This is a genomic window from Desulfitibacter alkalitolerans DSM 16504 (genome assembly GCF_000620305.1).
Taxonomy (GTDB): Bacteria; Bacillota; DSM-16504; order Desulfitibacterales; family Desulfitibacteraceae; genus Desulfitibacter; species Desulfitibacter alkalitolerans.
In genome coordinates this window covers 122452-135737 of the sequence record NZ_KK211101.1, presented here as the reverse complement: position 1 = coordinate 135737, position 13286 = coordinate 122452, and the positions used below count along the sequence as shown (strand labels likewise).

Annotated in this window: 18 protein-coding genes; 3 read left to right on the top strand and 15 right to left on the bottom strand. The window is 38.1% G+C overall.

The features are described from left to right. Positions 1-26: 26 nt before the first annotated feature. The 5 genes from pfkA to K364_RS23965 are packed head-to-tail and all read right to left on the bottom strand — an operon-like array spanning position 27 to position 5424. Complete coding sequence (gene pfkA, locus K364_RS0112385) at positions 27-986, bottom strand: 6-phosphofructokinase (protein ID WP_028308285.1); 960 nt, start codon at positions 984-986, stop codon at positions 27-29. Between the two features lie 20 nt (positions 987-1006). Beyond that, positions 1007-1207: a hypothetical protein gene (locus tag K364_RS0112380; RefSeq protein ID WP_028308284.1), complete on the bottom strand. Its 201-nt coding sequence runs from the start codon at positions 1205-1207 to the stop codon at positions 1007-1009. A gap of 32 nt (positions 1208-1239) precedes the next feature. Continuing rightward, positions 1240-1470 (bottom strand): trp RNA-binding attenuation protein MtrB, encoded by a 231-nt coding sequence (mtrB, locus tag K364_RS0112375; protein ID WP_028308283.1) that lies wholly within the window; start codon positions 1468-1470, stop codon positions 1240-1242. A gap of 52 nt (positions 1471-1522) precedes the next feature. Further along, on the bottom strand, positions 1523-2008 hold the full coding sequence (coaD, locus tag K364_RS0112370; protein WP_028308282.1) for a pantetheine-phosphate adenylyltransferase: 486 nt from the start codon (positions 2006-2008) through the stop codon (positions 1523-1525). 14 nt (positions 2009-2022) lie between these two features. Beyond that, complete coding sequence (locus K364_RS23965) at positions 2023-5424, bottom strand: DNA polymerase III subunit alpha (protein WP_051534039.1); 3402 nt, start codon at positions 5422-5424, stop codon at positions 2023-2025. A gap of 165 nt (positions 5425-5589) precedes the next feature. Here K364_RS23965 and K364_RS0112360 point away from each other — a divergent pair, with 165 nt between their 5' ends. Together K364_RS0112360 and K364_RS0112355 are read left to right on the top strand one after the other, a co-directional pair. Beyond that, the gene (locus tag K364_RS0112360) at positions 5590-5913 is read left to right on the top strand and encodes a YtrH family sporulation protein (RefSeq protein ID WP_028308281.1); all 324 of its coding nucleotides are present in this window, start codon (positions 5590-5592) and stop codon (positions 5911-5913) included. Position 5914: 1 nt separating this feature from the next. Further along, positions 5915-6409, top strand: coding sequence for a sporulation membrane protein YtrI (locus K364_RS0112355; RefSeq protein WP_028308280.1), 495 nt, complete (start codon positions 5915-5917; stop codon positions 6407-6409). Between the two features lie 96 nt (positions 6410-6505). On the opposite strand, the gene K364_RS0112350 is transcribed toward K364_RS0112355, so the two are convergent. The 7 genes from K364_RS0112350 to nth all read right to left on the bottom strand — a co-directional run bounded on the left by K364_RS0112350 (position 6506) and on the right by nth (position 9811). Further along, positions 6506-6685, bottom strand: a complete 180-nt coding sequence (locus K364_RS0112350) for a hypothetical protein (RefSeq protein ID WP_028308279.1) — start codon at positions 6683-6685, stop codon at positions 6506-6508. A gap of 58 nt (positions 6686-6743) precedes the next feature. Further along, positions 6744-6917, bottom strand: a complete 174-nt coding sequence (locus K364_RS26275) for an alpha/beta-type small acid-soluble spore protein (protein WP_084295831.1) — start codon at positions 6915-6917, stop codon at positions 6744-6746. Positions 6918-6976: 59 nt separating this feature from the next. Next, positions 6977-7462: a metallophosphoesterase family protein gene (locus K364_RS0112340; RefSeq protein WP_028308277.1), complete on the bottom strand. Its 486-nt coding sequence runs from the start codon at positions 7460-7462 to the stop codon at positions 6977-6979. 18 nt (positions 7463-7480) lie between these two features. Beyond that, positions 7481-8326 carry an aminotransferase class IV gene (locus tag K364_RS0112335; RefSeq protein ID WP_028308276.1) on the bottom strand — a complete coding sequence of 282 codons (846 nt, stop codon included), beginning with the start codon at positions 8324-8326 and terminating at the stop codon, positions 7481-7483. 66 nt (positions 8327-8392) lie between these two features. Further along, positions 8393-8854, bottom strand: coding sequence for a tRNA (uridine(34)/cytosine(34)/5-carboxymethylaminomethyluridine(34)-2'-O)-methyltransferase TrmL (trmL, locus tag K364_RS0112330; protein WP_028308275.1), 462 nt, complete (start codon positions 8852-8854; stop codon positions 8393-8395). An 11-nt stretch (positions 8855-8865) separates the two neighbouring features. Beyond that, complete coding sequence (locus K364_RS0112325) at positions 8866-9153, bottom strand: DUF503 domain-containing protein (RefSeq protein ID WP_028308274.1); 288 nt, start codon at positions 9151-9153, stop codon at positions 8866-8868. 1 nt (position 9154) lies between these two features. After that, positions 9155-9811, bottom strand: a complete 657-nt coding sequence (nth, locus tag K364_RS0112320) for an endonuclease III (protein WP_028308273.1) — start codon at positions 9809-9811, stop codon at positions 9155-9157. Positions 9812-9983: 172 nt separating this feature from the next. On the opposite strand from nth, the gene K364_RS23960 reads away from it, so the two are divergent. Next, the gene (locus K364_RS23960) at positions 9984-11702 is read left to right on the top strand and encodes a glycosyl hydrolase family 18 protein (RefSeq protein ID WP_051534038.1); all 1719 of its coding nucleotides are present in this window, start codon (positions 9984-9986) and stop codon (positions 11700-11702) included. 122 nt (positions 11703-11824) lie between these two features. Here K364_RS23960 and K364_RS0112310 read toward each other — a convergent pair whose 3' ends face one another. From K364_RS0112310 to K364_RS0112300, 3 genes are all read right to left on the bottom strand, one after another. Beyond that, a complete protein-coding gene (locus tag K364_RS0112310; RefSeq protein ID WP_028308272.1) occupies positions 11825-12724 on the bottom strand; it encodes a YegS/Rv2252/BmrU family lipid kinase in 900 nt (299 codons plus the stop codon). Between the two features lie 79 nt (positions 12725-12803). Beyond that, the gene (locus K364_RS0112305; RefSeq protein WP_028308271.1) at positions 12804-13055 is read right to left on the bottom strand and encodes a hypothetical protein; all 252 of its coding nucleotides are present in this window, start codon (positions 13053-13055) and stop codon (positions 12804-12806) included. Further along, positions 13040-13282, bottom strand: a complete 243-nt coding sequence (locus tag K364_RS0112300; protein ID WP_028308270.1) for a putative signal transducing protein — start codon at positions 13280-13282, stop codon at positions 13040-13042. The genes K364_RS0112305 and K364_RS0112300 overlap by 16 nt, the downstream gene beginning before the upstream one ends. Positions 13283-13286: the final 4 nt, after the last annotated feature.

Sequence of the window (13286 nt, the reverse complement as noted above, 5' to 3'; positions counted from 1 at the left end):
ATTACCTCCTTGTTGCCTTATATTCCTTATATTGCAAGGATGCCAGCTAAATTAACTAACTCAAGATCTATGGGTTTTTTTTGCTTTAAAACATATTCTATGTCATACCTGACTATTTTGTTTGCTTCAATACCTACTGCTTTTGCACTTTCCCCCTTTAGCAGCAGTTCCACAGCCTCTGCACCCAATCTGCTGGCCAGCATCCTATCATAAGCTGTAGGTGTTCCTCCACGTTGAATATGCCCTAAAATGGCATACCTGGTTTCCAGGTTAGTTAATGCTGTAATTTCTTTACCAACATCTATGGCACTGCCCACACCTTCTGCAAGAATAATTATACTGTGTAACTTGCCTCTTTTTCTTCCCCTTTCAATTTTTTCAGCTACCGATTTTATATTTAAGGGAACTTCGGGAATTAAAATGGATTCTGCCCCACCAGCTATTCCAGCCAGAAGGGCTATGTCTCCTCTATTTCTTCCCATTACTTCAATAATAAAAACCCGCTCATGGGAAGTAGCAGTATCTCTTACCTTGTTTATAGCGTCAACAACTGTATTAACAGCTGTATCTAAACCAATGGTAGCATCAGTACAGGCAATATCATTATCTATGGTACCAGGAACCCCTATTGTAGGAATACCAAGTTTTGCCAGATCTAAAGCTCCCCTGTAGGAGCCGTCACCTCCAATAACAATCAAACCATCAATGCCAGCTTTTTTAATTTGTTTTACAGCCTTTGCTCTTCCTTCAGGATACAAAAACTCATCACACCTGGCTGTATGCAAAATGGTACCACCCCTGTGAATTATATCCGCCACAGAACCCAGGTGCATATGAATAATTTCACCATTTATAAGTCCAAGATAACCCCTCATTATGCCAACAATTTCTCTTTCATGATAAATTACACTTCTAACAACAGCCCTAATGGCAGCATTCATTCCAGGTGCATCTCCACCACTGGTTAGGACACCAATGGTTTTCATAGTATCACCTCTTTTTATAATTAAACGGATAGAATACTATTTATTATTTCATGAGCTTCCTCAGCTTCAGATTCTGGAACTAATATTTCTACCGCTTTTGACATGTTATCTGGATCATTGCCTAGTCCCCTTAGATTAACTAATAGTCCTTCAGAAATAAGCACATCTTTAATCTTCTCAGCTCTAGTTTTATTTTGTGCAATATAGACAACAGTCCACATATATGGTATCCCTCCCTCATTTATTAATTTGCTTAAGTTCCAGATTGGACATTACCATATTCTGTAAAAATTTCTGCTTTTCCCCTAATCTTCATGGCTGAAGTATGCTCAGTAAACTGAGCAATCATAACCTCTCCTTTGTCAAGCTTTTCACTATGATGAAACTTGGTGTCCTTTCCCCTTGTCAACCCGATTATTGTAACCCCATTTTCAAGGGCTTTTATAGCTATATACTTTTGTTGTGTTTCCTTGGAGCTTTCCATTTTATCACCCCTTATATATAGATTTATACTCCCCTGTATTTTGTAAATAAATTCACCTGCTGCCCTTTAATTTCTTGTAAAGAGCCTTGGCTACATCAGCGGGCACCAAGCCCTCTATACACCCCCCTAAGGATGATACCTGTTTGATAATACTAGAACTTAAAAACAAATAATCACTAGATGTCATTAAGAAAACTGTTTCCAAGTCAGGGGCTAGTTTTTTATTCATTAAAGAAAGCTGAAACTCATATTCAAAATCAGATATTACTCTAATTCCTCTAATAATAGTGCAGCAATTTTCCTTTTTTGCAAAATTAACCAACAATCCACTAAAGGGCTTTACTTCAACATTTGTCAGTTCCGTCACTTGATTCTTTATAAGATTTAACCTTTCATCAATTTCAAATACGGTGTTCTTACCTGTGTCCTGTGCAACTCCAATAATTAATTTATCAAAAAGTTTTGTTGCCCTATTAATAATGTCCAGGTGTCCATGTGTTACCGGGTCAAATGTGCCAGGGTATATTGCTATACGCATTTAGCTTGCCTCCGTTACTCAGTTTTGAATTGGTATTTGAGGTTTAATTTTAATAAAGAACCTACCAATTCCTCATTATGGTTTACCCAAAGCTTTTTATCAACAATTATTTTCTTCTGGTATTCCAAAAATTCTATATAAACAGGTATATCTCCTGGATATTTACTCAGCAGTCTTCTAATGGCTTCTAATATTCTTTCGTTTGTCCCTTTTTCTAAAGAGATTTTCAGGGACTTTTCTGAATCCTTTTCAATTGCTTTTATTGTACTTACTATACACTTGACTTCTTCATTTTGATAGCTAATCCTTCCTTCAATTCTTACAACATTATCCTCTTGTAATAACTGGGCATATTGGGTCAAAACTGATGGAAATACCAGACATTCTATAGAGCCTGTATTGTCTTCCAGGGTAGCATAAGCCATTGCCTCTCCCCTTTTGGTTACACTCCTTTTAATACGAGACAGTACTCCACCTATAACAACAGTTGAGCTGTCCATGCTGCTGGTAATTTCTTCTATATTATTTGATATCTGACTGCGTAAATTTGCTAAATATTCATTAATAGGATGACCGCTGATATATAAACCTAAGGTCTCCTTCTCCATTGCAAGTATATCTCTTGGGCTAAACTCTTCCAATGTTGGAATTCTAATTTCTCTAACAAAATCTTCTCCTACACCCACATCAAAAAGGGATAATTGACCACTTTTTAAGTCATTCTGCCTTTTATGTCCTATCTCTATAGCTTTATCCATCATGGCAAGGAGTTGAGATCTGGGAGTATTTAAGGAAGTAAATGCCCCACACTTAACCAGGTTTTCCAACACCCTTTTATTAAAACAGTTGGAATCCACCTTGCAGCAAAAGTCTATTAAAGATGTAAAACTTCCTTTTTCTTGTCTTGATTTTATTATTCCTTTAATTGCACCCTCTCCTACATTTTTTACAGCAGCTAATCCAAAACGTATTTTGTTTGAGCATACGCTAAAATCAATAGAACTCTCATTTACGTCAGGTGGTAAAATATCTATTCCTAGTCTTTTACACTCTTCCATATAAAATATGCTTTTATCATTATTGCCTATTAAGCTGGACAATAAGGCAGCCATGTATTCTGTAGGATAATTGGCTTTTAAATAGGCAGTTTGATAGGCTACCAGGGCATAGGCTGCAGAATGGGATTTATTGAAACCATATCCGGCAAAAAAGGCCATGAGGTCAAATATTTCTTCAGCAATTTTATTCTTAATATTATTCTTTACACAACCTTCAATGAAAACCTGTTTTTGTTTGGCAATTATTTCAGGTTTTTTCTTGCCCATGGCCCTCCTTAAGAGATCAGCCTGTCCCAGGGAGAAGCCTGCCAGGTCACTAGCTATTCTCATAACCTGTTCTTGATAAAGAATAACACCATAGGTATCCTTTAGAATTGGTTCAAGGTTAGGGTGAAGATACTTAACTTCCACTTCTCCATGCCTTCTCTTAATAAAATCCTCAACCATTCCACTTCCTAGTGGGCCAGGTCTATATAAAGCAACCAAAGCTATAAGGTCACTAAACCTTTCTGGCTTTAAATTCTTTAAAATAGCTCTCATGCCATCAGATTCTAATTGAAATACACCTATTGATTCTCCCCTGCCAAGCATCTCAAAGGTTTTGTCATCCTCGAGGGAAATCCTATCAATGTCTATTTCTATCCCCTTGTTTTCCTTAACAATTTCAACCACCTGCCCAATTACGGTTAGAGTTCGCAACCCCAGTATATCCATTTTAAGAAGTCCAATTTCTTCAACTGTTCCCATTGGAAACTGGGTGGTGACTACTCCTCCGTCATTGGCCTTTTGGATAGGCAGATATGAAGTCATCTCTTCTCTTGATATTACCACACCTGCTGCATGGGTAGAAGCATGGCGTGGAAGGCCCTCCACCTCTTTAGCCATATCCAAAAGCTCATGTATAGTTTGATCCTTCTCATAAAGCTGCCTTAATTCTGTGGATATTTGAAGAGCCCTTTCAAGGGTAATTCCCAGTTCATTGGGTATTAGCTTTGCTACCTTGTCAACTTCTGGCAGTGGTATATGCAGAACTCTTCCAACGTCTCTTACGGCAGCCTTTGCAGCCATTGTTCCAAAGGTGATTATCTGGGCTACATGCTCCTGTCCATATTTAAGTGAAAGATAATCAATTATTTCCCCTCTGCGTTCATAACAAAAATCAATATCTATATCAGGCATGGTAATTCTTTCAGGATTTAGAAATCGTTCAAATAATAGATCATATTTTAATGGATCGATATTGGTAATTTTCAGGGAATAGGCAACCAAGCTTCCTGCTGCAGAACCTCTTCCAGGTCCCACGAGAATATTTTGCTGCCTTGCATAATTAACTAGGTCCCAGACTATCAAAAAATAACCGGGAAAGTTCATCTTATTTATTACAGAAAGCTCATATTCAAGCCTTTCAACTATTTCCTGGGAGATAATCGGATACCTTTCCCTTAACCCTTGATAACAAAGCTCTCTTAGATAAGACTGGGCATCATATCCTTCTGGAATTTTATAATCCGGCAGATGAAAATCCCCAAAGTCAAATTCAACCTTGCATCTATTGGCTATTTCTATGGTATTTACAAGGGCTTCAGGTATTTCCGCAAAAAGGAGCTCCATTTCCTCATGGGATTTTAAGTAGAACTCATCTGTGGGAAACCTTAGCCTTTTTTCATCATTTATTGTTTTAGCAGTTTGAATACACAAAAGTACATCATGAACCCTGGCGTTTTTTTTCAGTACGTAGTGTGTATCATTTGTAGCTACCAGGGGAATGGAAAGCTCCCTGCTCATTTTAGCCAACTGCCTGTAAACCATTCTCTCCTCTTCCATACCATGGTCTTGAATTTCAAGATAGAAGTTCTCTTTTCCGAAAATATCCACATATTCCTTTGCTGCATTATAGGCACCTGCATCATCTCCCTTTAAAAGCAATGAGGGAATCTCTCCAGCTATACAGCCGCTCAAGGCTATTAGCCCCTCAGAATACTCTTTTAGAAGATCCTTGTCTACCCTGGGTTTATAGTAAAAACCTGTCAAATACGCGTCAGAAACTAATGATAGCAGATTCTGGTAGCCTCTTTGGTCTTTAGCAAGTAAAACCAGGTGATACTGATAGTCATCGAAACCAGGGTCTCGTTGGGTTCTTAACCTGGGAGCTACATATACCTCACAGCCAATGATAGGATGTATATCATATTTTTTGCACTCCTTATAAAAATCAATAATACCATACATGTTGCCATGATCAGTAATGGCTATGGCAGGCATGGAAAGCTCTTTAGCCCTGGCTACCATAGCTTGTATCCTTGCACTCCCATCGAGAAGGCTGTATTCTGTATGGTTATGTAAATGGACAAAGGACATGCTGACCTCCATTGAAGCTCTAGTTGCTGCTTTAAGTATTTTTCTTTAGACGTAAGGCTAATTCCTCTTTATATTTCTTATCATAAAATATTTATTTTTGTCTAGCTTTTTTAGAGCATAGATTAATTTATAAGCAAATATATTTCAACAAGGGAGTGATTAGCCATGAATAGCTTTGGGGAAAAGTTCTTGCTGGTTTTTTGTACCTCTTTAGGGGTTGTAATAGGTGCCGCCCTAATAGGGTCTTTAGCCACTATACTAACAGGCAATCCGCCTATTAAAACAATGCTAAAGATTGCAAATGATATAAAAATATGGGCTATAGCAGCCGGAATTGGCGGCACATTTACAACTATTGAAATCTTGCAGACCGGTTTATTTGAAGGGCACTTCACTGTAGTTATAAAGCAGCTCCTATACTTTGTGGCAGCATTTTTTGGAGCCCAGATAGGCTACTCTATAATAGTTGCAGTGGTTGGCGGGAAATAATATGAAGTTTTATTTTTTTTCAAAAAGCCAGCCTATTTTAAGGCTTGTATCCCTATTTATTCTTGGCCTTATCATAGGATCTTCTCTAACAGTATTTTCCATAGGTTCCCAAATAGATCAGCTAAGCATTGAAAATGAAAGCTTAAAGCATAAGCTAACCACATATGAAAGTGAAATTGAGGAATTAAACGAAAGCCTAAAAAAAAGAAAATACGTTGTCACTTCAATTGAACCCATTATTTCCTTTGCAAATCAAGATTTAACCTCATATGATAGGGAAAGCTACTCATTAGAAATTGCAAAAGTAATCAAGGAGTATTTATCCTCTTTAAAAGGCAAGGAAATAGAAAATATTGACTATACCATTGTACCACAAGTCCTTGAAAATCGAATAATTAATGTTGAAGGGCAAAACTTTGTCCTGGATGTAACAACATTAATCTTCTCTCAAAAGGTCATAGTCTATGTTCTTGTCAAGGAATACAAATCAATTTAACTCGGGGCTCTTTTAATCTGCCTATTAAGTAATTTTGACTCTATAAAATTAGGTGGAGTCAAAACTCCACCTAATTTAAAATACTGTTTATACTTGTTATAATTGTTTTTTATTTTCCCTGGTTTTTTTTCTTTTTTTTGTGTCTTCCACAAAGTCCTGTAAATGAGGCTGTCCTTCTATTGTGGACATATAACCTGAACCAATTTTACCCTCTATAAACTGATCATCCTGGGGATGATTACCCTTGTCATGTTTTTTAAACCTATTCTTTTGCAAATGTTCTGCCTCCTTTTATATATAGGAAATGGACCTGGGTCATTATTAATATATAAGCTTATCTTAGCTGCCTTAGCCTCTGGGTCATAAGACCTCCTACCCTGCCACTTTCGGCTGCACTTAAACCAGACCAGCCAACCTTTTCAACCTTTTCCATTAAACCCAGCTCTGCTACAATCTCCATTTTAATTTGATTGAGCAGTTCTTCCCTATCCTCTTGGTTGAGTGCCATAAACAAATTCACCTCCCCTTGGTAAGTATTATTACCAGAGAAGGTGAATATTATCTTTATTAGAAATATACAATTTTTGCCTCAATAGCAGCTCCTATCTTCAGCAGCCCATAGGAGAAATATTTGCTTCGCCTTCTATCTGTTGGAGACCCTGGATTAAATAGTAGTATATCTCCATTTAAAGAATTATAGGCCTGATGGCTGTGACCAAAAACAATGCAGTCTATTTTATCAGATTTAAAAGCATCAACTGCCCTTTGCATGGTGCTTCCTCCATAGCCGTCACCATGGATTATGCCTATTTTATATCCCATTAGGTTTAATATCTGTTTTTTGGGAATTCTTTTTTGCAAATTCCAGCCATCCATATTGCCGGCAACTGCCTTTACCGGTGCTATTAACTCTAGCTCATCCAGCACATGTTCTTCACAAATGTCTCCTGCATGTATAATCATATCTACCCTTGCAAATCCATGAAATACTTCCTTTGGTATTGCTTTAGCCCTGTTGGGCAAATGGGTATCAGAAAGCACTCCTATTAGCATAATTCTACCTCCAGTTCCTTAATAGCAATGCTTCTTAATCATTGCCATGTAATCTGCATGTATGCTTTTAGTGATTGGTCCTGGTGTTCCATTGCCTATGGTAATGCCATCCAGCCTGGTTACTGCTGTAATCTCAAAGGTAGTGCTTGTTATAAATATTTCATCAGCTAGCTTTAGCTCGTCAAGTGAAATTTTACCTTCTTTAAACTCCAGTTTTCTATCCCTGGCTATTTCCAAGACAATTTTTCTGGTTATACCAGCCAATATATTGCACTCTAAATCTGGAGTAGCTAATACTCCTGACCTAACGGCAAAAATATTGCTGCTTCCTCCTTCAGTAACAGTACCATCAGCTTCATACATGATAATTTCTCCTGCACCCTGCTGTCTGGCAATCTTCTTACCCATAATATTAGCAGCTAGATTTGTACTCTTTATCCAGCATTTTTTCCACCGTATATCCTCTACAGCAATGAGCTTAATTTCCTTAAGCATGCCAGTCTCAGCTGCCTTACGAATGGTCATAACAAGGCTTGGGGTTGGATCCTTATCAAGCAAATGGGATCTTGGTGCTGACCCTGGGCTGACCTGCATATATATATTTGCAAAATCAAGTCCAGTTTCAGCCAATAATCTTAAAACTTCTTTTTCAAGGAATTCTATTTCCCATGGAAAATCAATTCCCATGCCTACAGAGCTTCTTTTTAGTCTTTCTAAATGTGGTATAAGCACAAAGGGTTTTCCGTTATATACCTTTATCACTTCATAGACACCCTCACCAAACTGAAATCCCCTGTCCTCAATATGTACAAAAGCATCTTTAACATCACTAATAACACCATTTACATACGCCAAATCTTGCATTTATAATTCCTCCCTCCACTAACCTACCATATGTATGCATGCCTTTTATTATATTTCATTAATCTACTAGGTAGTAATGTTTTTGAATTCATGCTGCCTTAAAGCCTCATAAATAACTATGGCAGCAGCATTGGATAAGTTTAAAGATCTTGAATTAGACCTCATGGGTATCCTTATAACCCTGTCCCAATACTGCCTGAGAATGCTTTCTGGAATCCCTCTAGTTTCAGGTCCAAAAACAAAATAACTATCCTCAGGGTATTGAAAATTGTGATAATACTGCTCTCCCTTGGTTGATGTAAAATACAGGGCTAAATGGCCCTTTTGAGCTATAAAGCTCTCCCAGTTATCATATTCATATAGATCCAGAAGGTGCCAATAATCCAAGCCTGCCCTTTTTACATGTTTGTCATCTATGCTAAACCCCAGTGGTTTAATCAAATGTAAAGAAACCCCTGTTGCTGCACAGGTCCTGGCTATATTGCCTGTATTTTGTGGAATTTCTGGTTCATATAATACTATATGCATCTAAATCACTCCTAAACAGCAATAACTTCTGTATGCAAGACCCTAATTTCACCATCAAAGGTACTTTCTACATAATCTATTAGGGTTTCTAAAAACCCCTCAAGGAGGGGGCCATGACTTCCCACCACTGCAATTCCCAGTGTTGCCGTCTGCCATAGGTCTTGAGTATCTATCTCTGATATGGAAACATTAAACTTCTGCTTAATTTTATTGCTAATCCTTTTCACTATACTTCTTTTTTCCTTTAAAGAGTGTGCATAGGGGATTCTAAGTTCGAGGGTACATACGCCAACCTTCAAATCATGTTCCCTCCTTTAATGTTTCTAGCTTTTGCATTTTTCTATATTTACAAAGATCTTCAACTACACAGCTTGTACACGCCGGCTTTCTGGCATGGCATACCCTTCGGCCATGAAATATTAACCAATGATGGGCTTGCGACCATTTATCCATGGGTATATTTTTTTGTAAATCTAATTCTGTTGCTTCTGGATTTTTAGAGTTAGCTATACCCAGCCTGTTAGATACTCTAAAAACATGGGTGTCCACAGCAATTGCCGGTATGTTAAAGGCATTGGCTAAAACCACATTAGCTGTTTTTCTTCCCACACCAGGAAGCTGTATCAGTTCTTCCATGGTGCCTGGCACCATGCCCCCATGCTTGTCCCTTATGATTCTGCTTGTTTCCACTATGCTTTTGCTTTTATTTCGAAAAAGTCCCACACCCTTAATATCCTTCTCTAGAACCTGAGGCTCTAGCTCAGCAAAATCAGAAGGCCCAGGGTATTTGGCAAATAAACCTTTTGTAATCTTGTTCACCTGAACATCTGTAGACTGGGCAGATAATATGGTGGCTATCAACAACTGAAAGGGAGTGTTAAATTCCAGCTCGGTTTTTGCATGGGGATATTCAATTTCTAAACATTCTAGAATTTGCACTATTTCTGACTGATTCAATTTCTAAATCACCTTTTCTCTTAGCTTCTAATGCTTACCCCCTATATATTATACCTCTTTTAATTTGGATGCAAATAAAACAACCCTATATTGTTTCCAGAAATCTTGTACTGCATCCCAGTGAAAAGTATGTCATAATATTAACAAGTTTACCCGGGAGAGGAGCAATTACATGGAACTCCATACTAATCAAAACACTATCCAAGATACTAACCAAGAGGTGATTAGATCTAACCCCTTCCCTTATATCCTTGCATTATTAATGACCTTATTTATATCTGGTGCTCTGGGGATATGGTACTATTATCCAAGTGCCCAGTGGATAAATGGTGCATCAGCTTATAGCCTGGTTATACATAATACTCCTGTATCCAAGGAAGAATTTATGTGGGAGAATGAAGCCCTTTTAATTAGTGTGGATTTAATCAAAGACAGGTTTGATCCCCATATATATTGGGAACCAGAAAATAAAAGGATAATGGTAACCACCAGGGACAAGACAATTGAAATGAACAGCAGGCAATTAACTGCCTATATCAACCAACAACCAGTTGCAGTCAGCATTCCTTTAACCGTTATGGAGGACAGGCCTTATGTTCCAATAGAGTTTTTAGCTCCTGTTTATGGAATTACAATAGAAACTCTAGAATCAGGAATTACAACCATTGACTATATAAATAAACCAATCCTTACAGGAATAGTAAACCAGCAAACCTACTTAAGAACTGGTCCCTTTTATAGAAGCCCCAGAATAGAAAGCCTTTCAGTTAATGACAGTTTAATCATATATGGTGAGGAAGATGGCTGGTATAAAGTACGAAGCTCCGGCGGGTATGTGGGTTATGTTGATAAGCAGCATATTACTCTTCAGGAAATCCAGGCTGTTACTCTGAGGGACAATATGTCAAGTCCTCCATGGAAGCCCCTGGGCGGAAAGGTTAACCTAACCTGGGATTATATTTCTAGACCACGCTATGATATTAGTGATTATAAAAGCATCCCTGGTCTTAATGTCATATCTCCCACATGGTTTCATCTGGCAGACGGATCAGGAAACATAATTAATTATGGAAGCCTGCCATATGTGGAATGGGCCCATGATGAGGGGCTTCAGGTCTGGGCACTTTTTAGTAATAGCTTTGATCCGGAAATAACCAGTGAAATGCTTGGAAGCTTAGAAAACCGCAAAAATGTCATCAATCAACTTGTAGTTCTTGCCAGGCTTTTTAGACTAGATGGAATTAATATTGATTTTGAAAACATCTATTATGAAGATAAGGATTTATTTACCCAATTTTTAAGGGAGCTCACACCAATTTTGCATGAACAGGGTCTTACAGTTAGTGTTGATGTAACAGTTAGGTCCAACAGTCCCAATTGGTCTATGGTCTATGACCGTCCTGCCATTAGCAAAATAGTAGACTATGTGGCAGTAATGACATATGATGAGCACTGGCGAACCAGTCCTGTAGCTGGCTCTGTAGCTTCCCTGCCCTGGGTAGAAGCTGGATTAATTAGGATGTTAGAGCAGGTACCAAGGGAAAAGCTCCTTTTAGGGGTTCCCTTTTATACGAGAATATGGGAAGAAGAAGAGCTGGCTGACGGAACCATCCAGGTTACCTCAAAAGCCCTTTCCATGAGACAAGCAGAAGAAACATTGAAAGCCAATAATGCCTTAATAAGCGTGGATGAGGCAGCTGGGCAAAATTTTGGCATATATGAGGACAAGGGCAAAGTCTATAAAATTTGGATAGAAGATGAATTTTCCATGAGACAAAGAATAGAGCTGGTTAGAAAATATGACCTAGCGGGAGTTGCTTCCTGGCGAAGAGGTTTTGAAAAACCCCACATATGGGACATTATTATAGAAGAGCTGACAAAAAGACCTTAAGCCCACATGTACTTTCACCATGTGGTGGCTGAACTATTTCCAGAATGTCACCCCATGGCATCTGTTTCGGCGTATCTTACTCTAATTTCAGTTTGAAACTTCATAATAAAATGCTCCCTAATTTATTTAAAATTAACTGATGGTACAAATACTGGCAAAAGTCCTTTTCGAAGCTTAATATACATTGGGAAATCCGGCCCTTTTTCACCATCCACATCAGTACCAACATTTGCTTCACACGTGATTTCAATAGGACCTGCTGTTTGAAAATATTTCAATGACGCATCTCCGAAATGGTCACCCCTAAGTATTTTTACAAATACTGACAGAAGTCTAGGGATTGGAACAGGCTTAAAAACTAAAACATCCAGTTTTCCATCAGTCATGGAAGCTGCTGGAGCAAGGTTCTTAAATCCTCCGGCAATGGACCCATTTAATATTATAAATAGTAGGATTTCTTCCTCAACTGTCTCTTCGGGACAGGATATTTTAATAGGAATAGGTCTCAAGTTAGGCAGTTGTTCAATACCCTTTAAGTAATAGGCTAACCTTCCGGTCAAGTTTTTTAACTTTACACTGGTGGTATGTGGCACCTCCATTAGAAGCCCACCGCTGGCCACATTTACAAAGCAGCTGTTGTTTACTTCCCCAACATCAATGTTTTTCACCTTCCGGCTGCCAATAATTTGAATGGCATCAAAAAAAGAAAACGGTATGCCCAGATAGCTTGCAATGTCATTGGATGTACCTACAGGAATAATTCCCAGGGGTACATGAGTCAGGTTATTCTTTAACATGGCATTAACAACCTGATGTATGGTTCCATCTCCACCTGCAGCCGTAACTACATCGATAAAATTTTTACTGTTATTGATTACTATTTCAAGATCTTCATCATTACTAGTCCTATGTACAATAACCTGGTAGCCTTTTTTCTGTAAAAGTGATACAACCTCATCAAGGTTTTCTTTAAAAGCTCCTTCACCAGCCACTGGATTATAAATGAGCAATAATTTGTCCACCACAACAGCATCCTTTTTATTTATATTTTTCCACTTTTATCTAGTGTATTGGTTTAGTAATTGAAAGTCAATTCATGTCTTAGTCATCCTTAACAGTCCTGGCCTCCACATCTATTATATCCTGATCCCTGGACATTTTAACGTCTCTTTTTGCTGTCTTTACAAAGCTCCAAAAGCCAAGGGCAATAATTATCAAGTCATCAATTATAAAGGGTATTAGATCTGGCATGATTAAATATAATATTGGAAACCCCACAAGGATGAGCTTCTTATGGCTGCCCACTTGGGGATTGTTTAATAAATACCAAAATAGTCTTAGGAATCTCCACATTGATCTTCCAACTCCTTAAGGATTTCTTTTGCCTGATGATACATGTTTTCAGGCACATGAATTTCAACGCCTACTGCAGTTCCCATATATACCTTTACATACTGGGTGATACCTGGATATACTTTTTCAGCAGGTATATTGTGGGTTTTTAAAAGTCCCATCAATAGTTCAGCCTCTATCTCACCACTTAGACTGGTCAGTTTGACCCAGTTTATCTTTTCATTCATGCCA